General features: G+C 64.0%; 20 protein-coding genes. 17 read left to right on the forward strand and 3 right to left on the reverse strand.

Annotation, left to right across the window (positions count from 1 at the left end; genetic code table 11):
- The first annotated feature begins 24 nt into the window (after window positions 1-24).
- The 11 genes from edd (at window position 25) to BMY68_RS11925 (ending at window position 13825) form a co-directional block, all read left to right on the forward strand.
- Complete coding sequence (gene edd / locus BMY68_RS11875; protein WP_009045235.1) at window positions 25-1851, forward strand: phosphogluconate dehydratase; 1827 nt, start codon at window positions 25-27, stop codon at window positions 1849-1851.
- On the forward strand, window positions 1848-2804 hold the full coding sequence (locus BMY68_RS11880; RefSeq protein WP_009045234.1) for a glucokinase: 957 nt from the start codon (window positions 1848-1850) through the stop codon (window positions 2802-2804). Before edd ends, BMY68_RS11880 begins: the two co-directional genes overlap by 4 nt.
- 219 nt (window positions 2805-3023) lie before the next feature.
- Window positions 3024-3755 (forward strand): response regulator, encoded by a 732-nt coding sequence (locus tag BMY68_RS11885; RefSeq protein ID WP_085532040.1) that lies wholly within the window; start codon window positions 3024-3026, stop codon window positions 3753-3755.
- The gene (locus BMY68_RS11890; protein WP_009045233.1) at window positions 3745-5214 is read left to right on the forward strand and encodes an ATP-binding protein; all 1470 of its coding nucleotides are present in this window, start codon (window positions 3745-3747) and stop codon (window positions 5212-5214) included. Before BMY68_RS11885 ends, BMY68_RS11890 begins: the two co-directional genes overlap by 11 nt.
- Window positions 5215-5457: 243 nt before the next feature.
- Window positions 5458-6717: a D-mannose isomerase gene (locus BMY68_RS11895; protein ID WP_085532038.1), complete on the forward strand. Its 1260-nt coding sequence runs from the start codon at window positions 5458-5460 to the stop codon at window positions 6715-6717.
- A 118-nt stretch (window positions 6718-6835) separates the two neighbouring features.
- On the forward strand, window positions 6836-8143 hold the full coding sequence (locus BMY68_RS11900; protein ID WP_007926323.1) for an ABC transporter substrate-binding protein: 1308 nt from the start codon (window positions 6836-6838) through the stop codon (window positions 8141-8143).
- A 183-nt stretch (window positions 8144-8326) separates the two neighbouring features.
- Window positions 8327-9235: a carbohydrate ABC transporter permease gene (locus BMY68_RS11905; protein ID WP_085532036.1), complete on the forward strand. Its 909-nt coding sequence runs from the start codon at window positions 8327-8329 to the stop codon at window positions 9233-9235.
- A complete protein-coding gene (locus BMY68_RS11910) occupies window positions 9228-10073 on the forward strand; it encodes a carbohydrate ABC transporter permease (protein ID WP_007926331.1) in 846 nt (281 codons plus the stop codon). The genes BMY68_RS11905 and BMY68_RS11910 overlap by 8 nt, the downstream gene beginning before the upstream one ends.
- Before the next feature lie 3 nt (window positions 10074-10076).
- Entirely contained in the window at window positions 10077-11237 is a 1161-nt protein-coding gene (locus BMY68_RS11915; RefSeq protein WP_085532034.1) for an ABC transporter ATP-binding protein, read from the forward strand.
- A 121-nt stretch (window positions 11238-11358) separates the two neighbouring features.
- Window positions 11359-12708, forward strand: a complete 1350-nt coding sequence (locus tag BMY68_RS11920; RefSeq protein ID WP_062824898.1) for a carbohydrate porin — start codon at window positions 11359-11361, stop codon at window positions 12706-12708.
- Between the two features lie 244 nt (window positions 12709-12952).
- Complete coding sequence (locus BMY68_RS11925) at window positions 12953-13825, forward strand: D-hexose-6-phosphate mutarotase (protein WP_085532032.1); 873 nt, start codon at window positions 12953-12955, stop codon at window positions 13823-13825.
- A gap of 86 nt (window positions 13826-13911) precedes the next feature.
- Here BMY68_RS11925 and BMY68_RS11930 read toward each other — a convergent pair whose 3' ends face one another.
- Window positions 13912-14772: a MurR/RpiR family transcriptional regulator gene (locus BMY68_RS11930; protein WP_173613361.1), complete on the reverse strand. Its 861-nt coding sequence runs from the start codon at window positions 14770-14772 to the stop codon at window positions 13912-13914.
- Between the two features lie 209 nt (window positions 14773-14981).
- On the opposite strand from BMY68_RS11930, the gene zwf reads away from it, so the two are divergent.
- Genes zwf through BMY68_RS11945 form a run of 3 tightly spaced genes read left to right on the forward strand, consistent with a single transcriptional unit; the run spans window position 14982 to window position 17834 of the window.
- Window positions 14982-16451, forward strand: coding sequence for a glucose-6-phosphate dehydrogenase (gene zwf / locus BMY68_RS11935; protein WP_062824901.1), 1470 nt, complete (start codon window positions 14982-14984; stop codon window positions 16449-16451).
- Window positions 16438-17151 carry a 6-phosphogluconolactonase gene (gene pgl, locus BMY68_RS11940; protein WP_085532030.1) on the forward strand — a complete coding sequence of 238 codons (714 nt, stop codon included), beginning with the start codon at window positions 16438-16440 and terminating at the stop codon, window positions 17149-17151. Before zwf ends, pgl begins: the two co-directional genes overlap by 14 nt.
- A gap of 17 nt (window positions 17152-17168) precedes the next feature.
- The gene (locus BMY68_RS11945) at window positions 17169-17834 is read left to right on the forward strand and encodes a bifunctional 4-hydroxy-2-oxoglutarate aldolase/2-dehydro-3-deoxy-phosphogluconate aldolase (protein WP_007921959.1); all 666 of its coding nucleotides are present in this window, start codon (window positions 17169-17171) and stop codon (window positions 17832-17834) included.
- A 285-nt stretch (window positions 17835-18119) separates the two neighbouring features.
- On the opposite strand, the gene BMY68_RS11950 is transcribed toward BMY68_RS11945, so the two are convergent.
- Together BMY68_RS11950 and BMY68_RS11955 are read right to left on the reverse strand one after the other, a co-directional pair.
- Complete coding sequence (locus BMY68_RS11950; protein ID WP_085532028.1) at window positions 18120-19307, reverse strand: aminotransferase class V-fold PLP-dependent enzyme; 1188 nt, start codon at window positions 19305-19307, stop codon at window positions 18120-18122.
- A 12-nt stretch (window positions 19308-19319) separates the two neighbouring features.
- Window positions 19320-19556 carry a DUF3820 family protein gene (locus BMY68_RS11955; RefSeq protein ID WP_007925076.1) on the reverse strand — a complete coding sequence of 79 codons (237 nt, stop codon included), beginning with the start codon at window positions 19554-19556 and terminating at the stop codon, window positions 19320-19322.
- Window positions 19557-19760: 204 nt separating this feature from the next.
- Between BMY68_RS11955 and BMY68_RS11960 the strand changes: the two genes are divergently transcribed.
- From BMY68_RS11960 to BMY68_RS11970, 3 genes are all read left to right on the forward strand, one after another.
- On the forward strand, window positions 19761-20228 hold the full coding sequence (locus tag BMY68_RS11960) for a PA2169 family four-helix-bundle protein (protein ID WP_062824905.1): 468 nt from the start codon (window positions 19761-19763) through the stop codon (window positions 20226-20228).
- Between the two features lie 156 nt (window positions 20229-20384).
- Window positions 20385-22373 (forward strand): FUSC family protein, encoded by a 1989-nt coding sequence (locus tag BMY68_RS11965; protein WP_085532026.1) that lies wholly within the window; start codon window positions 20385-20387, stop codon window positions 22371-22373.
- Window positions 22360-22566: a DUF1656 domain-containing protein gene (locus BMY68_RS11970; protein WP_007925079.1), complete on the forward strand. Its 207-nt coding sequence runs from the start codon at window positions 22360-22362 to the stop codon at window positions 22564-22566. Before BMY68_RS11965 ends, BMY68_RS11970 begins: the two co-directional genes overlap by 14 nt.
- The last annotated feature ends 3 nt before the right edge of the window (window positions 22567-22569 follow it).

The raw sequence follows: 22569 nt of genomic DNA on the forward strand, positions 1-22569 counted from the left end.
ATCCGTTAGCCTGGAGTTCTACACATGCATCCCCGCGTTCTTGAGGTCACCGAACGGCTTGTCGCCCGCAGTCGCGCCACTCGCGAGGCTTACCTCGCCCTGATCCGCGGCGCCGCCAGCGATGGCCCGCAACGGGGCAAGCTGCAGTGTGCGAACTTCGCCCACGGCGTTGCCGGCTGCGGCTCGGAAGACAAGCACAGCCTGCGCATGATGAATGCCGCCAACGTGGCAATTGTTTCGTCATATAACGACATGCTCTCGGCGCACCAGCCGTACGAGCACTTTCCCGAACAGATCAAGAAGGCCCTGCGCGAGATGGGCTCGGTCGGCCAGTTCGCCGGCGGCACCCCCGCCATGTGCGATGGTGTGACCCAGGGCGAGGCCGGCATGGAACTGAGCCTGCCGAGCCGCGAGGTGATCGCGCTGTCCACCGCGGTGGCCTTGTCCCACAACATGTTCGACGCCGCGCTGATGCTCGGCATCTGCGACAAGATCGTCCCGGGCCTGATGATGGGCGCGTTGCGCTTCGGCCACCTGCCGACCATCTTCGTCCCGGGCGGGCCGATGCCGTCGGGCATTTCCAACAAGGAAAAGGCCGACGTGCGCCAGCGTTACGCCGAAGGCAAGGCGACCCGCGAAGAGCTGCTGGAATCGGAGATGAAGTCCTACCACAGCCCGGGCACCTGCACCTTCTACGGCACCGCCAACACCAACCAGTTGCTGATGGAGGTCATGGGCCTGCACTTGCCGGGCGCGTCCTTCGTCAACCCCTACACGCCACTGCGCGACGCCCTGACTCATGAGGCGGCGCAGCAGGTCACCCGCCTGACCAAGCAGAGCGGCAACTTCACGCCGATCGGCGAGATCGTCGACGAGCGTTCGCTGGTCAACTCCATCGTTGCCCTGCACGCCACAGGAGGTTCGACCAACCACACCCTGCACATGCCGGCGATTGCCCAGGCCGCGGGCATCCAGCTGACCTGGCAGGACATGGCCGACCTCTCCGAGGTGGTGCCGACCCTGTCCCACGTCTATCCGAACGGCAAGGCCGACATCAACCACTTCCAGGCCGCGGGCGGCATGGCGTTCCTGATCCGCGAACTGCTGGAAGCCGGCCTGCTCCACGAGGACGTCAACACCGTGGCCGGCCGTGGCCTGAGCCGTTACACCCAGGAACCCTTCCTGGACAACGGCAAGCTGGTGTGGCGCGACGGCCCGATCGAAAGCCTCGACGAAAACATCCTGCGCCCGGTGGCCCGCGCGTTCTCGCCGGAAGGCGGCCTGCGGGTGATGGAAGGCAACCTCGGTCGCGGGGTGATGAAAGTTTCCGCCGTGGCGTTGCAGCACCAGATCGTCGAAGCGCCGGCGGTGGTGTTCCAGGACCAGCAGGACCTGGCCGATGCGTTCAAGGCCGGCGAGCTGGAAAAAGACTTCGTGGCGGTGATGCGCTTCCAGGGCCCGCGTTCCAACGGCATGCCGGAACTGCACAAGATGACGCCGTTCCTCGGCGTGTTGCAGGACCGCGGCTTCAAGGTCGCGCTGGTCACCGACGGGCGCATGTCCGGGGCCTCGGGCAAGATCCCGGCGGCGATCCACGTCAGCCCGGAAGCCCAGGTCGGCGGCGCGCTGGCGCGAGTACGCGACGGCGACATCATTCGCGTGGATGGCGTAAAGGGCACGCTGGAGCTTAAGGTAGACGCCGATGAATTCGCCGCCCGCGAGCCGGCCAAGGGCCTGCTGGGCAACAACGTCGGCAGCGGCCGCGAATTGTTCGGTTTCATGCGCATGGCCTTCAGCTCGGCGGAGCAGGGCGCCAGCGCCTTTACCTCTGCCCTGGAGAACCTTAAGTGAAGTTAGCGCTGGTCGGTGACATTGGTGGAACCAATGCGCGTTTTGCGTTGTGGAAAGACCAGCGCCTGGAGTCGATCCAGGTGCTGGCGACGGCGGACCACGCCAGCCCGGAAGAAGCCATCGGCGTCTACCTGGGCGGCCTCGGCCTGGCGCCGGGTGCGATCGGCGCGGTGTGCCTGTCGGTGGCCGGCCCGGTCGGCGGCGACGAATTTCGTTTTACCAACAACCATTGGCGCCTGAGCCGCAAGGCCTTCTGCCAGACCTTGCAGGTCGACGAACTGCTGCTGGTCAATGACTTCTCGGCCATGGCCCTGGGCATGACCCGCCTGCAACCCGGCGAGTTCCGGGTGGTTTGTGAAGGCACCGCCGAGCCGCTGCGCCCGGCGGTGGTGATCGGGCCGGGCACCGGCCTGGGCGTCGGCACCCTGCTGGATCTGGGTGAAGGCCGCTGGGCCGCCTTGCCGGGCGAGGGCGGGCATGTCGACCTGCCGTTGAGCAGCCCGCGGGAAACCCAGTTGTGGCAGCACATCTACAGTGAGATCGGCCACGTCAGCGCCGAGACCGCGCTCAGCGGCGGCGGCTTGCCCCGGGTGTACCGGGCGATCTGCGCGGTGGACGGGCACGAGCCGCTGCTCGACACCCCGGAAGCCATCACCGCCGCGGGCCTGGCCGGCGACCCCATCGCCCTGGAAGTGCTCGAGCAGTTCTGCTGCTGGCTGGGCCGGGTGGCGGGCAACAACGTGCTGACCACGGGTGGGCGCGGTGGCGTGTACATCGTCGGCGGGGTGATCCCGCGGTTCGCCGACTTTTTCGTCGAAAGCGGTTTTGCCCGTTGTTTTGCCGACAAGGGCTGCATGAGCGATTACTTCAAGGGCATCCCGGTGTGGCTGGTGACGGCGCCGTATTCGGGCCTGACCGGTGCCGGGGTGGCGCTGGAGCAGGCGTTCGCCTGATCCAGTTCTACCTCTGTAGCCGCTGCCGAGCCTGCGAGGCTGCGATAAGGCCGAAGGCCTTCAGCGACCTTTAAAACCCCGCGCCCGCTTCGTCGGAATGCCGCCCAGGTCGATCGCAGCCTCGCGGGCTCGGCAGCGGCTACAGAGCCTTGGTATCTACGTTTCGTTGATCTGTAAGGCATAATCCGGCCCCATTCATAACAACAAAGGACGGCCCGCGTGAGTTCAGTCAGTAAGTCGATCTTGTTGGTTGATGACGATCAGGAAATACGCGAGCTGCTGGAGACCTACCTCAGTCGCGCCGGCTTCCAGGTCCGCAGCACGCCCGACGGCGCCGGTTTTCGCCAGGCGCTGAACGAAGCGCCGAGCGACCTGGTGATTCTCGACGTGATGCTGCCGGACGAAGACGGCTTCAGCCTGTGCCGCTGGATTCGCCAGCATCCGCGGGTCGGCCAGGTGCCGATCATCATGCTCACCGCCAGCTCCGACGAAGCCGACCGGGTGATCGGCCTGGAGCTGGGGGCTGACGATTACCTGGGCAAGCCCTTCAGCCCTCGCGAGTTGCAGGCGCGGATCAAGGCCCTGTTGCGCCGTGCGCAGTTCGGCCAGGAGCGCGCCGGCGGCGAGGTGCTGTGCTTCGACGAGTGGCGCCTGGACATGGTCAGCCACCGGCTGTTCCACAACGACGGCGAGGAAGTGATCCTCTCCGGCGCCGACTTCGCCCTGCTCAAGCTGTTCCTCGACCACCCCCAGGAAATCCTCGACCGCGACACCATCGGCAATGCCACCCGCGGCCGTGAGCTGATGCCCCTGGACCGCATCGTCGACATGGCGGTCAGCCGCCTGCGCCAGCGCCTGCGCGATACCGAGAAGCCGCCACGGCTGATCCGCACCGTGCGCGGCAGCGGTTACCAATTGGCAGCCAATGTGGTTGCCGGCAATGCTCACTGAGTGGCCGCGCAAGCTGCTAGCGCGAGTGCCGGTACCGCGTTCGCTGCTGGGCCGGATGTTGCTGCTGACGCTGCTGGCGGTGTTGTTCGCGCAAACCTTGTCCAGCGTGATCTGGGTTTCCCAACTGCGCGCCACCCAGCTCGAAGGCCTGGTCACCAGCGCCCGCAGCCTGGCCCACTCGATGACCGCCAGCGTCAGCTACTTTCGCTCGCTGCCGGTGGCGTATCGGCCGCTGGTGCTCGACCAGTTGCGCAGCATGGGCGGCACCCGTTTTGTCGTGACCCTCAACGACAAGCCGCTGGGCATGGAGGTGCTACCGATCACGCCGCGCAAGCAGGCGGTGCTCAAGGCGGTGGACGAAGTGCTGCGCCAGTCCCTGGGCAACGATGCCTACATTTCGGTGACCTTCGTCAGCCCCGAGGACCTGCGGATTTTCAACGGCGGCCTGAAACTCGATGAGTTGCCGCGTTCCTGGGCCCACTACGCCCTGACCCTGGAGCCGGTGAACCCGCCGGTGCTGGTCACGCAGATCCAGATGGCGCCGGGGGAGTGGCTGTACATCGCCTCGCTGTTGCCCGAGCCCTACACCAGCCTCGAAGAACAGGGGCTGCCGGCGCAGCAGGTGTGGTTCATCGTGCTCACCAGCGGTTTCCTGCTGCTGTTCATCGGCCTGCTGGTGCATTGGCAGAGTCGGCCGCTCAAGCGCCTGGCGCGGGCCGCGCGGGACATGTCCCTGGGCGCCGATGTGCAGCCGGTGGCCGAAGGCGGCGGCAGCGAAGTGGTGGAAGTCGGCCGGGCCTTCAATGCCATGCGCGAGCGCATCAGCCGATACCTGACCGAACGCAGCCAGCTGTTCAGTGCGATTTCCCACGACCTGCGCACGCCCATCACCCGGCTGCGGCTGCGGGTCGAACTGCTGGAGGACGAGCAGTTGCAAACCAAGTTCGGCCGCGACCTGGATGAGCTGGAGTTGCTGGTCAAGGGCGCGCTGCAATGCGTCAAGGACACCGATATCCACGAGAACATCGAGCCGGTGGACCTCAACCAGGTGCTCGACTGCCTGGTGGAGCCTTACCTGGCGCCCAACGGCAACGGCCGCGTGACCCAGCAGGGGCGGGCGCTGGCGCCTTATCCGGGCAAGCCCCTGGCGCTCAAGCGCTGCATGGGCAACCTGATCGACAACGCGCTGAAGTACGGGCAGAACGCCCACCTGCACATCGACGACGATGCCAATGCGTTCATCCTGCATGTCGACGACGAAGGCCCGGGCGTGCCGGAGCAGCGCCTGGAGCAGGTGTTCGAGCCGCATTTTCGCCTGTCCGGCCAGCAGCAGGGCTACGGCCTGGGCCTGGGCATCGCGCGCAACATCGCCCACAGCCATGGCGGCGAGGTCAGTCTGCAGAACCTGCGCGAAGGCGGTTTGCGCGTGACCCTGTACCTGCCACGCTCCATGGATTGATGCCCTTGTAGCCGCTGGCAAAGCCTGCGCCCGGCCGCGTCGCGGTCGTAAAACGTTAGTCGCGCTAGGCTGTATGACCGAGGCGCCGGTTTTGCGCGCCCTGCGGTCTCGAGCGCAGCCTGCGGCAGCGGCTACAGGGACTTTTGTCACGGCTTGGTGACATATCCTGTGACCTTCGTTACCTGCCCACGCGAACCCGTTGTTTAGACTCAAGGCCCTGATAAGAACAACAACAGGTTCGCCATGAACACTATTCCACTGACGTTCAGCAGTTGGCTGAACGCTCCTGCCCATCATCAATGGCTGGCCGCCGAAGGCCAGCGCCTGCTGGGGTTCGCCCGCGCGGCACGGCTGCCCGAAGGCTTCGGCGACCTGGACGAGCGCGGGCGCCTGCCGAGCGATGCCCGGGCCGGCACCATGAACACCGCGCGCATGACCCACAGTTTCGCCATGGCCCATATCCAGGGCATTCCCGGTTATGCCGCGCTGGTGGACCACGGCATCGCCGCGCTCAACGGTGCGCTGCGCGATGGCGAGTACGGCGGCTGGTTCGCCAGCCCCGGACAGGGCGACGGCAACAGTGGCAAGGCCGCCTACCTGCATGCCTTCGTCGCCCTGGCGGCGAGTTCCGCGGTGGTGGCCGCACGCCCCGGCGCCGAAGCCTTGCTGGCGGAGGCGATCGGGGTCATCGAAACGCATTTCTGGAGCGAGGAGGAGGGCGCGATGCGCGAGTCCTTCAACCGCGACTGGAGCGGCGAGGAGGCCTATCGCGGCGCCAACAGCAACATGCACGCCACCGAGGCGTTCCTCGCCCTGGCCGATGTCACCCAGGACCCGCGCTGGCTCAACCGTGCCCTGCACATTGTCGAGCGGGTCATCCATGAGCATGCCGCCGCCGGCGATTACCGGGTCATCGAGCATTTCGACCGGCAGTGGCAGCCGCTGCCGGATTACAACCAGGAACATCCGGCCGACGGTTTCCGCCCCTATGGCACCACCCCCGGGCACGCCTTCGAGTGGGCCCGCCTGCTGCTGCACCTGGAAGCCGCGCGCTGCCAGGCCGGCATGCTCAGCCCCGGCTGGCTGCTGCTGGATGCCCAGAAACTCTTCGAAAACGCCTGCCGTGACGCCTGGGACGTCGATGGCGCGCCGGGCATCGTCTACACCCTGGACTGGCAGCAGCGCCCCGTGGTGCGCCAGCGCCTGCACTGGACCCACGCCGAAGCCAGCGCGGCGGCCAGCGCCTTGCTGCAGCGCACCGGGGAAGCGCGGTACGAAACCTGGTATCGGCGCTTCTGGGAGTTCACTGCCGAGCATTTCATCGACCCGCTGCACGGCAGCTGGCACCACGAGCTGGACAGCAACAACAGGCCCAGCGCCGAGATCTGGGCCGGCAAGCCGGACCTGTATCACGCCTGGCAGGCAGTGCTGATTCCGCGCCTGCCCCTGGCACCGAGCATGGCATCGGCCTTGGCCGAAGTGTCTAGACTGCAGGTTGTGTAACCATGTAGTGACATTCGCGCATCCCTTCGTTACCTGCGCGGGTGGGGCCCCTGTTTAGAATCCTATGCAGCGCAAGCACCAGACTTGCATGCATAACAACAAGAAAGGTACACCTCAGATGAATGCGATTTCTCGTCTAGCTGCTGTCATTTCCGTTGCCTCGTTGTTTCCCCTCAGTGCATTCCCTCTCGTTTCCGTTGCCGCCGATGCCAAAGGTTCCGTGGAAGTCGTCCATTGGTGGACTTCCGGCGGTGAAAAAGCGGCGGTCGATGTGCTCAAGGCCCAGGTCGAAAAAGACGGTTTCACCTGGAAAGACGGCGCAGTCGCCGGCGGTGGCGGTGCCACGGCCATGACCGTGCTGAAAAGCCGCGCCGTTTCCGGCAACCCGCCGGGCGTTGCCCAGATCAAGGGCCCGGACATCCAGGAGTGGGGCAGCACCGGCCTGCTCAGCACCGACGCGCTGAAAGACGTGGCCAAGTCGGAAAACTGGGACGGCCTGCTTTCCAAGAAAGTCTCCGACACCGTGAAGTACGAAGGTGACTATGTCGCCGTGCCGGTGAACATCCACCGCGTCAACTGGCTGTGGATCAACCCGGAAGTCTTCAAGAAGGCCGGGATCGACAAGGCCCCGACCACCCTCGAAGAATTCTATGCCGCCGGCGACAAGCTCAAGGCCGCCGGCTTCATTGCCCTGGCCCATGGCGGCCAGCCATGGCAGGACAGCACCGTGTTCGAAGACGTGGTGCTCTCGGTCATGGGCGCCGATGGCTACAAGAAAGCCTTGGTCGACCTGGACCAGAAAACCCTCGCCGGCCCGGAGATGACCAAGGCCTTCACCGAGCTGAAGAAAGTCACCGGCTACATGGACCCGAACCGCGCCGGGCGTGACTGGAACATCGCTGCCGCCGACGTCATCAATGGCAAGGCCGGCATGCAGATGATGGGCGACTGGGCCAAGAGCGAGTGGACCGCGGCGAAGAAAGTCGCTGGCAAGGACTACCAGTGCGTGGCCTTCCCGGGCACTGACAAAGCCTTCACCTACAACATCGACTCCCTGGCGGTGTTCAAGCTCAAGGCCGATCGCAAAGGCGATATCGCCGCGCAGCAGGACCTGGCCAAGGTCGCCCTGGGCAAGGACTTCCAGAAGGTCTTCAGCATCAACAAGGGTTCGATCCCGGTGCGCACCGACATGCTTAACGACATGGCCGCGCAAGGTTTCGACTCCTGCGCCCAGGCGGCGGCCAAGGACTTCCTGGCCGACGACAAGACTGGCGGCCTGCAACCGAGCATGGCGCACAACATGGCCACCTCCCTGGCCGTGCAGGGCGCGATCTTCGATGTGGTGACCAACTTCATGAACGACAAGGACGCGGACCCGGCCAAGGCCAGTGCGCAGCTGGCGTCGGCGGTCAAGGCTGCTCAGTAACGCCGAATGCCGCAGGCCTGCCTGCGGCGATTTATCTGACGGCTCTTTCCCCTGTAGGAGCAAGCTTGCTCGCGATGACTGCATGACATTCGACAGAGGTGTCGGCAGTCGGATCGCTATCGCGAGCAAGCTCGCTCCTACAGGGGGCGTGTCGGACCTCACTTCTTCAATTGGATTATCCCGATGAGCTCTGTGGCGGTTTTCAGCAAAGCCTCACCGTTCGACGCGCTGCAGCGCTGGCTCCCCAAGTTGGTCCTGGCGCCAAGCATGCTGATCGTCCTGATCGGTTTTTACGGTTACATCATCTGGACGTTCATTCTGTCCTTCACCAATTCCAGCTTCATGCCGAGCTACAAGTGGGTCGGCCTGCAGCAATACATGCGCCTGATGGACAACGACCGCTGGTGGGTGGCGAGCAAGAACCTGGCGCTGTTCGGCGGCATGTTCATCGGCATCAGCCTGGTGCTCGGCGTGTTCCTGGCGGTGCTGCTGGACCAGCGCATCCGCAAGGAAGGCTTTATCCGCACCGTCTACCTGTACCCGATGGCGCTGTCGATGATCGTCACCGGTACCGCCTGGAAGTGGCTGCTCAACCCTGGCCTGGGCCTGGACAAGATGCTGCGTGACTGGGGCTGGGAAGGCTTTCGCCTGGACTGGCTGGTGGATCAGGATCGCGTGGTGTACTGCCTGGTGATCGCTGCCGTGTGGCAGGCCTCGGGGTTTGTCATGGCGATGTTCCTCGCTGGCTTGCGCGGCGTCGACCAGTCGATCATCCGCGCCGCCCAGGTCGATGGCGCGAGCCTGCCGACCATCTACCTGAAGATCGTCCTGCCGAGCCTGCGCCCGGTGTTCTTCAGCGCCTTCATGATCCTCGCGCACATCGCGATCAAGAGCTTCGACCTGGTGGCGGCGATGACCGCCGGCGGCCCAGGCTACTCGTCCGACCTGCCAGCGATGTTCATGTATTCCTTCACCTTCAGCCGTGGCCAGATGGGCATAGGTTCGGCCAGCGCCATGCTGATGCTGGGCGCGGTGCTGACCATCCTGGTGCCGTACCTGTACTCCGAACTGCGAGGCAAACGCCATGACTAACCAGCTCGGAAAACCTGCGCTGAACTTCAGCCGCATCGCCATCTACGCCACCCTGCTGCTGGCCGCGGCGGTGTACCTGGTGCCGCTGGTGGTGATGCTGCTCACCAGCTTCAAGACCCCGGAAGACATCCGCACCGGCAACCTGCTGAGCTGGCCGGCCGTGATCGACGGCATCGGCTGGATCAAGGCCTGGGACACCGTGGGTGGCTACTTCTGGAACTCGGTGAAGATCACCGTGCCGGCGGTGATCATCTCGACCTTCGTCGGTGCCATGAACGGCTACGTGCTGTCGATGTGGCGCTTCCGCGGTTCGCAGCTGTTCTTCGGCCTGCTGCTGTTCGGTTGCTTCCTGCCGTTCCAGACCGTGCTGCTGCCGGCGTCCTTCACCCTCGGCAAGTTCGGCCTGGCCAACACCACCAGCGGCCTGGTGCTGGTGCACGTGGTCTACGGGCTGGCGTTCACCACGTTGTTCTTCCGCAACTACTACGTGAGCATCCCGGACGCCCTGGTCAAGGCCGCGCGCCTGGACGGCGCGGGCTTCTTCACCATCTTCGGCAAGATCCTGCTGCCGATGTCGGTGCCGATCGTCATGGTCTGCCTGATCTGGCAGTTCACCCAGATCTGGAACGATTTCCTGTTCGGCGTGGTGTTCGCCAGCGGCGATGCGCAACCGATCACCGTGGCCTTGAACAACCTGGTCAACACCAGCACCGGGACCAAGGAATACAACGTTGATATGGCGGCGGCGATGATCGCCGGGCTGCCGACACTGCTGGTCTACATATTCGCTGGCAAGTATTTCCTGCGTGGGCTGACGTCCGGCGCGGTCAAGGGGTAAAAGATGGCAACTCTCGAATTACGCAACGTCAACAAGACTTACGGCAGCGGCTTGCCGGACACCCTGAAGAACATCGAACTGAAGATCGATGACGGTGAGTTCCTGATTCTCGTGGGGCCCTCGGGCTGCGGTAAGTCCACCCTGATGAACTGCATCGCCGGCCTGGAAAACATCAGCGGCGGGGCGATCCTGGTGGACGACGCCGACATCAGCGGCATGAGCCCGAAAGACCGCGACATCGCCATGGTGTTCCAGTCCTACGCGCTGTACCCGACCATGAGCGTGCGCGACAACATCGCCTTCGGCCTGAAGATCCGCAAGATGCCGGCCGCCGAGATCGACGAGGAAGTGGCGCGGGTGGCCAAGCTGCTGCAGATCGAACACCTGCTCAGCCGCAAGCCCGGCCAGCTGTCCGGCGGCCAGCAACAGCGCGTGGCCATGGGCCGGGCCCTGGCGCGGCGGCCGAAGATCTACCTGTTCGACGAACCGCTGTCCAACCTCGACGCCAAGCTGCGGGTCGAGATGCGCACCGAAATGAAGCTGATGCACCAACGCCTGAAAACCACCACGGTCTACGTCACCCACGACCAGATCGAAGCCATGACCCTGGGCGACAAGGTGGCGGTGATGAAGGACGGCATCATCCAGCAGTTCGGTACCCCGAAACAGATCTACAACGACCCGGCCAACCTGTTCGTGGCCAGCTTCATCGGCTCGCCGCCGATGAACTTCATCCCCCTGCGCCTGCAGCGCAAGGACGGCCGCCTGCTGGCCCTGCTGGACAGCGGCCAGGCCCGTTGCGAGCTGCCGTTGGGCATGCAGGACGCCGGCCTGGAAGACCGTGAAGTGATACTCGGCATCCGCCCGGAGCAGATCGGCCTGGCGAACGGCGAGGGCAACGGCCTGCCGACCTTGCGCGCCGAGGTCCAGGTCACCGAGCCGACCGGTCCCGACACCCTGGTGTTCGTCAACCTCAACGGCACCAAGGTCTGCTGCCGCCTGGCGCCGGATGTGGCGCCGCAGGTCGGTGAAACCCTGACCCTGCAATTCGATCCGGCCAAGGTTCTGCTGTTCGATGCCAAGAGTGGCGAGCGCCTGGGTGTTGCGGCCCCTGCGCAGGCTGAAGCCCACACCAGCAACGTGGCGCAGTTCAAGGGGCGTTGAGGCCAGCGTTATTGGAGCAAGGACGTACCGAATGCGCGGCGGATGGCCTGTCATCCGTCGCATCAGGTGTAAACCGCGTTAGAGAAAAACAGTTAATAACAATAAAGACGAGGATGTAGGGATGAAAAAGAAGAGCACCAATGCACGCTTGATCTGCCAGTTGTCAGCGATTGCGGCAATGACCCTGGCCGGTAGCGCGCACGCTGACGAAGCGTTCAGCGCCGATTCGAAATGGATGACCGGCGACTGGGGTGGCGAGCGGACCAAGCTGCTCGAGAAAGGGATCGACATCAAGGCCGATTACGTTGGCGAAATGGGCGCCAACCTGCACGGCGGCTACAACGACGACAAGACCGGACGCTACAGCGACCAGTTCGGCCTGGGCGTAGCCCTGGACCTGGAAAAACTCTGGGGCTGGGACAACACCCAGGCGAAGATCCAGCTGACCAACCGTAACGGCCAGAACATCTCCAACGACCGTATCGGCGACCCGCGTGCCGGCACCCTGAGCTCCTCCCAGGAAGTCTACGGCCGTGGCCACATGGTGCGTCTGACCCAACTGTGGATCCAGCACCAGTTCCTCGACGGCAAGCTCGACGTCAAGGCCGGTTACTTCGGCGAAGGCGAAGACTTCAACACCTTCCCCTGCGACTTCCAGAACCTGGCGTTCTGCGGCTCCCAGGTGGGTAACTGGGCAACCAACATCTGGTACAACTGGCCGGTCAGCCAGGCGGCACTGCGGGTGAAGTACCACATCACCCCTGAGCTGTACGCGCAGATCGGTGCATACAACCAGAACCCGTCGCAATTGGAACACGGCAACGGCTTCAAGCTCAGCGGCAGCGGTACCAAGGGCACCGTGCTGCCGGTCGAGCTGGTCTGGTCGCCGAAGGTCAACAACCTGCCGGGCGAATACCGCGTCGGTTACTACAAGAGCACGGCCGATGCCAGCGACGTGCGCGAGGACGTCAATGGCCAGGACGCCGCGGTCACCCGCGACAGCTATCGTGTGCACAGCAGCAAGCACGGCTACTGGTTCGTCGGGCAGCAGCAGCTCACCACCCACAACGGCGATGCGACCCGCGGTCTGAATATCGCGGCCAACGCCACGTTCCACGACAAGGACACCAACTTCATCGACAACTACCAGTCGCTGATGTTCGTGTACAAGGGCCCGTTCGACGCACGTCCGAAGGATGACGTCGGCATCGGTTTCGCCCGTATCCATGTCAACGACGACGTGAAGAAAAACGCCCAGTTGCTCAATGACACCAACGGCGTCAGCAACTACGACGATCCGCTGTTCTCGCCGATCCGCGAGACTGAGTACAACTACGAAATCAACTACGGCTTCCATGTCACCAACTGGCTGACCGTGCGTCCCAACCTGCAGTACATCACCCATCCAGGCGGTGTGGATGAAGTCGACAACGCCCTGGTGGCCGGTCTGAAAATTCAGTCGGTGTTCTAACGCTGTTGCGATAAGCTCCTCCTCTATGTGCGCATTTTTGCGGATGGCCTTGGCTATCCGCTTTTTTTTGGGGACGAACCCGTTCCCTGTAGCCGCTGCCGCAGGCTGCGATAAGGCCGCAGGCCTTCAGCGATCTTGAGGACGCTACGGCCGTTCCGGCCGATCGCAGCCTGCGGCAGCGGCTACAGGAGCTTGCGCAGCATGATGACTATCAGGACAGCAATGATCTTCAGGACCGTGGCCCATGCATGAGCATCCGCTACAACGCTTTTTCAAATCCTTGCGCGAGCGCCCGACCTTCGCCTGGGAGCGCTATCAGATGCGCGATGTGCTGGTGATCGACCATCCGCTGTGCCAGGCGGTGTTCAGTCGCCAGGGCGCGCAGCTCCTGCACTTCCAGCCGACCGGGCAGAAGCCCTGGCTGTGGTGCGCGGCGAAGTGGCCGCAGGTCGGGGCGATCCGTGGCGGGGTGCCGGTGTGCTGGCCCTGGTACGGCCGTCACCCGAGCGAAAACGCCTGGCCATCCCATGGATGGGCCCGGCTGATCGACTGGAAGCTGCTCGACAGTCGCAGCGATGACGAGGGCGTGTACCTGCACTGGCAGTTGCAGCTGTGCGACTGGCAGGTCGACCTGCACGCGCACCTGGGCGAAAGCCTGGACCTGCGCCTGAGTACCGAGCACCAGGACAGCCTGCCGTGCCAGCTGAGCCAGGCTTTGCACGCCTACTGGCGTATTGGCGACGTCGGTGAGGTAGCGCTGTCTGGACTCGACGGCGCCGAGGGTTACGACCAGTTGAGCCGCCAGGCATGCCGGCAACAAGGCGAGCTGCGGGTCGATGGCGGCTGCCAGCGGGTGTTCCAGCACGAGGGCGAATTGCAGCTCAAGGACCATGCCTGGCAGCGCGAATTGCGCATCGACACCGGCGACAGGGCCGACACCGTGGTCTGGCATCCGGGCAGCCGGCCGCTGCTGGGGGTGAGCTGGAACGAGGTGTCCGGGTTCGTCTGCGTCGAGGCCGCGGCGGGCGGTACCGACAGCCTGTGCCTGGCGCCGGGGGAGCGGGCGCATCTGAGCCTGCAGGCGCGGGCGGGGGCTGAGGTCGGCGTTCGGGCTTGAGGGTCTCATCGCGAGCAAGCTCGCTCCTACAGGTCAATGGGGTCTTGTAGGAGCGAGCTTGCTCGCGATAGGGCCGGTAACGGCCCTCAGTTGTACTCGTCGCCCACCGGATAGCGGCTGGCGTTGAGGCTTTCCTTGATCTTGCGCAGGTGCGGCTGGAAGTCCACGCCGCGGCGCAGGGTCATGCCGGTGGCGAGGACGTCGAGCACGGTGAGCTGGATGATCCGCGAGGTCATCGGCATGTAGATGTCGGTGTCTTCCGGCAGCGGGATGTTCAGGCTCAGGGTGCTGGCCTTGGCCAGTGGCGAGTCGGCGGCGGTCAGGCCGAGCACCGAGGCGCCGTTTTCCCGGGCGATGCGCGCCACTTCCACCAGCTCGCGGGTGCGCCCGGTGTAGGAGATGATCACGAACAGCTCGCCGGTGTGGGCCACCGAGGCGATCATCCGCTGCATCAGCACATCGGCATGGGCGGTCACCGCCAGGTTGAAGCGGAAGAACTTGTGCTGGGCATCGAGGGCCACCGGGGCCGAGGCGCCGAGGCCGAAGAAGTGGATCTGCCGGGCCTGGATCAGCAGGTCGACGGCGCGGCTGATCAGGTTCGGGTCCAGGGCCTGGCAGGCGCTGTCCAGGGAGGCGATGGCGCTGCCGAAGATTTTCTGGGTGTAGGCTTCGGGGTTGTCGTCGGCTTCCACCGCGCGGCTGACGTAGGCCGCGCCGCTGGCCAGGCTCTGGGCCAGTTGCAGCTTGAGTTCGGGGTAGCCGCTGACGCCGAACGAGCGGCAGAAACGGTTGACCGTCGGCTCGCTGACCGAAGCGGCCTGGGCGAGGGCAGCAATACTGAAGCGGGTCGCCTGCTGTGGGTTGAGCAGGATGACTTCGGCGACTTTACGTTCCGCCTTGTTCAATTCTTCAAGGCGATTCTGGATCTGTTCCAGAAGATTTCGCACGCGGTCCATTAGGGTTTTCCTGGTTCGGCAATGCAAAGGAAGCCGGTCTTAACCGGTCTTTGGCGGTGGCCTATCCTACTGATGGCTCCGACGGACCACCACTTCGAATCTGTATTTTGCTAAAATGTTGTGGTTATTACTACATTTTCCCTTGAGTGATGCCTTGAAAAAAGGTATTTGTAGCTTAACTTGATAAAAGAACAAACATCATGCCTTCGATAACGGTTGAACCGTGCACCTTTGCCTTGTTCGGCGCGCTGGGCGATCTGGCGCTTCGCAAATTGTTTCCTGCCCTGTACCAACTCGATGGCGCCGGCCTGCTGCATGACGACACGCGGATTCTGGCCCTGGCCCGCGAGCCGGGCAGCGAACAGCAGCACCTGTCATTCATTGAAGCGCAATTGCGCAAGTATGTAGGTGCCAAGGAGATCGACGCGGCGGTGCTGGAGCGCTTCCTGGCGCGCCTGACCTACCTGCACGTGGACTTCCTCAAGGCCGAGGATTACCTGGCTCTGGCCGAGCTGGCCGGGCGCGAGCAACGCCTGATCGCCTATTTCGCCACGCCGGCGGCGGTGTACGGGGCGATCTGCGAGAACCTGTCGAAGGCCGGCCTGGCCGAAAACACCCGCGTGGTGCTGGAAAAGCCCATCGGTTCGGACCTGGAATCGTCGCGCAAGGTCAACGACGCGGTGGCGCAGTTCTTCCCGGAGAACCGCATCTATCGCATCGACCACTACCTGGGCAAGGAGACGGTGCAGAACCTGATCGCCCTGCGTTTCGCCAACAGCCTGTTCGAGACCCAGTGGAACCAGAACTACATCTCCCACGTGGAAATCACCGTGGCCGAGAAGGTCGGCATCGAAGGCCGCTGGGGCTACTTCGACAAGGCCGGCCAGCTGCGGGACATGATCCAGAACCACCTGCTGCAACTGCTCTGCCTGATCGCCATGGACCCGCCTGCCGACCTCTCGGCCGACAGCATCCGTGACGAGAAGGTCAAGGTGCTCAAGGCCCTGGCGCCGATCAGCCCGGAAGGCCTGACCACCCAGGTGGTGCGTGGCCAGTACATCGCCGGGCACAGCGAAGGCAAGGCCGTGCCGGGGTATCTGGAGGAAGAGAATTCCAACACCCAGAGCGACACCGAAACCTTCGTCGCCCTGCGGGCCGACATCCGCAACTGGCGTTGGGCCGGGGTGCCGTTCTACCTGCGTACCGGCAAGCGCATGCCGCAGAAGCTGTCGCAGATCGTCATTCACTTCAAGGAGCCGTCGCACTACATCTTCGCCCCCGAGCAGCGCCTGCAGATCAGCAACAAGCTGATCATCCGCCTGCAGCCGGACGAAGGTATCTCCCTGCGGGTGATGACCAAGGAACAAGGCCTGGACAAGGGCATGCAACTGCGCAGCGGCCCGTTGCAGCTGAATTTTTCCGATACCTATCGCAGTGCGCGGATTCCCGATGCCTACGAGCGGTTGTTGCTGGAAGTGATGCGCGGCAACCAGAACCTGTTTGTCCGCAAAGATGAAATCGAAGCCGCGTGGAAATGGTGTGACCAGCTGATCGCCGGGTGGAAGAAATCCGGCGATGCGCCCAAGCCGTATGCGGCCGGGTCGTGGGGGCCGATGAGCTCCATCGCACTGATCACGCGGGACGGGAGGTCATGGTATGGCGATATCTAAATTGAAACTGCCTGCGGGCGTGTACGCCCACGAGTTCCACAGCCCGGCGCTGCTGGCCGAAGGCCTGGCGCTGAAGGTGGCCGGGCAACTGAGCCAGGCGATCCAGGTGCGCGGCGAAGCCACGCTGGTGGTGTCCGGTGGGCGCAGCCCGGTGGCGTTTTTCCAGCACCTGGCCAAGCAGCACCTGGACTGGTCCAAGGTGTTGATCACCCTGGCGGACGAGCGCTGGGTCCCGGTCGAACATGCCGACAGCAACGCCGGCCTGCTCAAGCGCTACCTGTTGCAAGGGCCGGCGGCCAAGGCGAAGTTCCTCAGCCTGTACAACGCCGCGGCGAACCTCGAACAGGCCGCGGAGCAGGCCGATCGTCTGCTGGCCGAGTTGTCGGCCATCGACGTGCTGATCCTGGGCATGGGCGACGACGGTCACACCGCCTCGCTGTTCCCCAACAGCCCGAACCTGACCGAAGCCCTGCGGGCCGACGGCCAGCGACGCTGCTGGCCGATGCTGGCGCCGAGCGTGCCGCATCAGCGCCTGAGCATGAGTCGCGCCTTGCTGGCCTCGGCCACCTACAGCGTGCTGTCGATTTCCGGTCAATCCAAATTGACCACCCTGAGTGCCGCACTGGCCGGTGACGATGTCGCCGCGATGCCGATTCGTGCCTTCCTGCAACCTCCGTTAGAGATTTACTGGTGCCCATGAGCCAAGGATCAGCCGCTATGACAATCCCACAACCGACCGTTTCCATGGCGGACAAAGTTGCCCTGATCGACAGCCTCTGCGCCAAGGCGCGGATTCTGCCGGTGATCACCATCGCCCGTGAACAGGACGTGCTGCCCCTGGCCGACGCCCTGGCCGCCGGTGGCCTGACCGCGCTGGAAGTGACCCTGCGCTCGCAGTTCGGCCTCAAGGCCATCCAGATCCTGCGCGAGCAGCGTCCGGAGCTGGTGACCGGCGCCGGTACCGTGCTCGATCGCCAGATGCTGGCCGCCGCTGAAGCCGCCGGTTCGCAGTTCATCGTCACCCCAGGCATTACCCGCGACCTGCTGGAAGCCAGCGTCGCCAGCCCGATCCCGCTGTTGCCGGGGATCAGCAATGCCTCCGGGATCATGGAGGGTTACAGCCTGGGCTATCGCCGCTTCAAGCTGTTCCCGGCGGAAGTCAGCGGCGGCGTGGCTGCGATCAAGGCCCTGGGCGGTCCGTTCGGCGAGGTGAAGTTCTGCCCGACCGGCGGTGTCGGCCCGGCCAATATCAAGAGCTACATGGCGTTGAAGAACGTGATGTGCGTCGGCGGCAGCTGGATGCTCGATCCCGAGTGGATCAAGAACGGCGACTGGGCGCGGATCCAGGAGTGCACGGCCGAGGCCCTGGCGCTGCTGGACTGACAGGTTTCCTGCTTTTTTCAAAGATTCGTTGGTGTGTTCTACGGCTTTACGGTGCGCTTGGTCGGTGCACCGTTTTTTTTTGCCTGGAGAAAAGCTGCCTGGCGACGCCGGGTCTTCTGTAGGAGCGCAGCTTGCTCTCGATGACGCCGGGGCGGGCAACGCGATGGGATGCCCGTTACTGCCTGTAGCCGCTGCCGCAGGCTGCGATCGGCCGAAAGGCCGTAGCGTCATCTGGATCGCAGAAGGTCCTTCGGACCTGTCGCAGCCTGCGGCAGCGGCTACAGGTTACTGGGCCGCCAGTTCAGTCAATGCCTCGACCAGCATCTGGATATCCGCGCTCGGCGTGGTAAAGCCCGGTGTCACCCGGATACAGGGCCCGCAACGCGAACCGCTGCGCGCCACGGTGAACAGGTTGTATTCCTGGAGCAGCCGCTCGGCCATCGCCTGCTGGTCCGGCTGGCGGGTGAAGCGAAACGAGGTGATGCCGCAATACAGCCGTGGATCGTCCGGGGTCATGACTTCAATGCCGGGCAGGTCGCGCACCTGGCTCACCCACAGGTCGCGCAGGTAATTCAGGCGTGCGCCCTTTAGGGCCGAGCCGCCCATGCCGCGGTGCTCCTCGAACACCCGGGGCAAGGTCAGCCAGGCCGGAATATTCGGCGTGCCATAAGGCGCCCGTGAGCGGATATCGTCCAGGGCATAACGTTGCTCGCCCATGTCCGGATCGATATCGGCCAGGCGTTGCGGGTCGATATAGACAAAACCCAGGCTCAGCGGCGCGCCAATCCACTTCTGCAGGTTATAGCCGGCGAACGCCACGCCCAGTTCACTGAGCTCGAAATCGACCTGAGCCAGGGCGTGGGCGCCGTCGAGAATGACGTCGATTCCCCGTTCGCGGGCATCCAGGGCAATGGCCTGGACCGGCAGCACCAACCCAGTGCGGTGGGTGACGTGGGTCAGGGCCATCAGTTTCAGTCGCGGGTAGCGCTCGAAGGCCTCGCGATAACTGGCCCGCAGGCTGTCGAAGCTTGCCGGATGAGCATGCTCGATCTCGATGACCTCGACCCCGCGATGGCGCGCCAGCCAGCGCATGGCCCCCTTGACGCTGTCGTATTCCAGGTCGCTGAGCAGCACCTGATCGCCCGGCTGGAGACGGTTGTAGTTGCGAATCAGCGATTGCAGCGCCTCCGAAGCGCTGCGGGTGAGGGCGATGGCCTGGCTGTCGACGCCGACCAATTCGGCCAATTGCTGTCGAATCTGCCCATTGCCGATCTGTTCGAAATGCTGGCGCACATGCACCGAGTTGCTGCGGTTCACGAAGTCGATCTGGCGCTGGTATTCCTCGACCACGGCGCGGCTCATGCGCCCGAAATAGCCGTTTTCCAGGTTGATCGGCCCGGGTTCGAGGTCATACCGCCGGGCAATGGCCCGCCAATAGTCTTCGTCGCGAGCGAGTTGGGCATTGCTTGGCATGGCGGGCTCTGTTCAATGACGGGGTTTGGGTTTGCCGTGTTTGGCGCGCAGCGGGTCCAGTAGATCGGAGAGGCCGTTGTGATCGATTTCCTGCATCAAGGCCAGCAGGCCGCCCAGCTCGCCGTGGGGAAAACCTTCGCGGGCGAACCAGTTCAGGTAGGGGCCAGGCAGGTCGGCGAGGATGCGGCCCTTGTACTTGCCGTAGGGCATTTCGCGAGTGACCAGAAGTTCAAGTTTTTCGGGATTCATGGCGGCTGTCTGTTGAGGTGACGAACACCTTGGAAAATACAGGCATTCTGCATGCAGGCCAAATGACAGATCATGCAAATAACGCGGATACAGAAAGCGGTGTAAAACTTAAGTAATTGAAAAATAACAGTAAATTTTAATTCCAAGACTGGCATGCAGGGTGCAACACCTATGACAACTCCCTCAACCTGGAAGGAATGAAAAATGACTGACATCAACAAAGAAGCGATTTCGATCCTCAACGACCTGATCGAAACCAGTAAGGATGGTCAGGAGGGGTTCAAGACCTGCGCAGAAGACATCAAGCAGCCTGAGCTCAAAGCGCTGTTCGTCAAGCGCTCCGCCGACTGCGCCACCGCCGCGGCCGAATTGCAGGCCAGCGTGCGTTCGTTGGGCGGCGATCCGGAAACCTCCACCAGCGTCAGTGGCGACCTGCACCGCCGTTGGGTCGACCTCAAGTCCCTGCTGACCGGCAAGGACGAAGAAGCGGTGCTCAACGAAGCCGAGCGCGGTGAAGACCACGCCCTGAAGGCCTACAAGGATGCGCTGGAGAAAATCAGCAAACACAACCTGGTCGGCATTCGTGACCTGGTGGAGCGTCAGTACCATGGTGTACAGCGCAACCACGATCAGGTCAAAGCCCTGCGTAACCAGGCCCGCGCCCGTTCATAACGGGTAAAACCTGTCAAAAACGCCAGCCTGTCTGGCGTTTTTTTATGGCTTGAAATTAATACTGGACGACTGATAGTTAGCTAGCTAATAATTTGCGGGCATCATCTCTCGCTCCCGTGCATCTATCGTTGTTTTGTCCTTTCCAGGGTTCTTTTCGTGCGTATCACTTTGCAGGCGTTGTTCGCCCCCAATCTTGCGGCCGTGCAGTTCGCGATCAAGACCGTGCTCGGCGCCGGGCTGGCGTTGTGGCTGGCCATGCGCTGGGGCCTGCAGCAGCCTTCCTGGGCCCTGATGACAGCGATCATCGTCGCCCAGCCGCTGTCCGGGATGGTCCTGCAAAAGGGCATGGCGCGGCTGGTGGGGACTTTGGTGGGAACCTGCATGTCGGTGCTGTTCATGGGGCTGTTCGCCCAGACACCGTGGTTGTTCCTGCTGGCCCTGGCGCTGTGGCTGGGGCTGTGCACCGCCAGTTCGACCCTGCTGCGCAGCGCCTGGTCCTATTCCTTCGTACTGGCCGGCTACACCGTGGCGATCATCGCCTTGCCGGCGATCTCCCATCCGTTGTCGATCTTCGACCAGGCCGTGGCGCGCTGCACGGAAATTTCCCTGGGCATCATTTGCGCCACCGCCAGCAGTGCCTTGCTCTGGCCGATGCGGGTCGAGCGGCAGTTGACCGCCCAGGCACGCAGCGCCTGGCAAAGCGGGATGCAGGCGGCGCGGGCGACCCTGGCCGGCGATGCCCAGGCGCGCAAGGGCCTGCTGGAAATCCTCGGGCGCATCGTCGCCGTGGACTCCCAGCGCGAACATGCCTGGTTCGAAGGTCCATCGGGGCGGCAGCGGGCGCGGGCGATCAGCGGCCTGAGCCAGAAGCTGCTGATGCTGCTGCGGATCTCTCGTTCGGTACGCCGGCAATGGAAGCAATTGGACCAGGCCGAGGCGCAGCAGCTGGCGCCGTGGATGGAGCAAGTGCAGCACGCCCTGGCGGCCATGGACAAACCGACCTTGCAGGCGTTGCGACCGCAGTTGCTGGACGCTTCCCATGACTCGGCGATCAGCTCGGCGCAAAGCTATTGCCTGGCCCGTTTCACCCTGTTGCTGGATACCGCCCTGGCCGCCGGCGCGGCGCTGCGGGCGGTGGAGGAGGGCAAGGCGCCGGTGGAGCAGCCGGCGACCTTGAGCCCCCATCGCGATCTGTCGCTGGCGCTGCTGTTTGGCGCGCGCAGCGCCCTGGCTTTCCTCACCGTGGCCTGCTTCTGGCTGGCCACGGCCTGGCCGGCGGCCTCGGGGGCGATGCTGCTGACCTGCGTGGTGTGCGGCCTGTTCGCCAGTCGCGAAAACGGCGCGCAGATCGGCATGAGTTTCATGCGTGGCATCTTCCTGGCGATTCCGGCGGCCTTCATGGTCGGGCAGATCCTGCTGCCGCAGTGGAGCAGTTTCGCCCTGCTGGCGATGGCCATGGGCGTGCCGTTGTTTTTCGGCGCGCTGGGCATGGCCAAACCGCAGATCGGTGCCACGGCGACCTCGTTCTGCCTGCACTTCGTGGTGCTGATTTCACCGCAGAACCCGATGACGTTCGACGTGGCGAATTTCTTCAACAGCGCCCAGGCGATGGTGCTCGGCGTAGGCGCCGCGGTGTTGGCGTTTCACCTGCTGATCCTGCGCGACCCGGCCTGGCACGGGCGGCGCCTGCTGGCGGCGACCCTGCAGGACCTGGTGCGCTTGACCCGGCGCAATCTGCGTGGCGCGGAAAGCTGGTTCGGCGGGCGCATGGCCGATCGCCTGCTGCAATTGGCGCGGCATTACCCGGAATTGCCGGAGCAGGCGCGCAGCCGCTGGGACGATGGCCTGCTGGGCCTGGATATCGGCGATGAACTGATGCATCTGCGGTTGAGCCTGGCGGTGGCCCAGGTGTCCGCGGATGCTTCGCAGCGACGTTATTTCGAGCATCTGGAACAGGTGCTGGAACAAGGGCCGGCCGCCGGTCGCGGCGATGCGCTGGCCGATGCCAGCACGGCCTTGCTCGAGGCCCTGGGCAGCCAACCGCCGAGCGACGCGTTGAAGCTGGCCCAGGGCGCGGTGGTGCAGTTGCAGAAGAGCTGGCGCACCTGGTGCCGGCAGCAGGAGGAAAACCATGGGGCTGCGTGAGTGGTCGCTGGGCGGAGTGTTGCTCAGCCCGTTTCTGATTTATGTGGTGCTGGCGCTGGTGCTGACCGGGGTGTTGCGCATGCTGTTGCGCGCAACGCCACTGGGGCGCTGGATCTGGCACGAAGCACTGTTCGATGTGGCCTTGTACGTCTGTGTCCTGACGTTGGTCACTGTCGTACTCGGACCTTTATAAGGA

The sequence above is a fragment of the Pseudomonas sp. NFACC41-3 genome (genome assembly GCF_900109505.1).
Classification (GTDB): domain Bacteria; phylum Pseudomonadota; class Gammaproteobacteria; order Pseudomonadales; family Pseudomonadaceae; genus Aquipseudomonas; species Aquipseudomonas chlororaphis.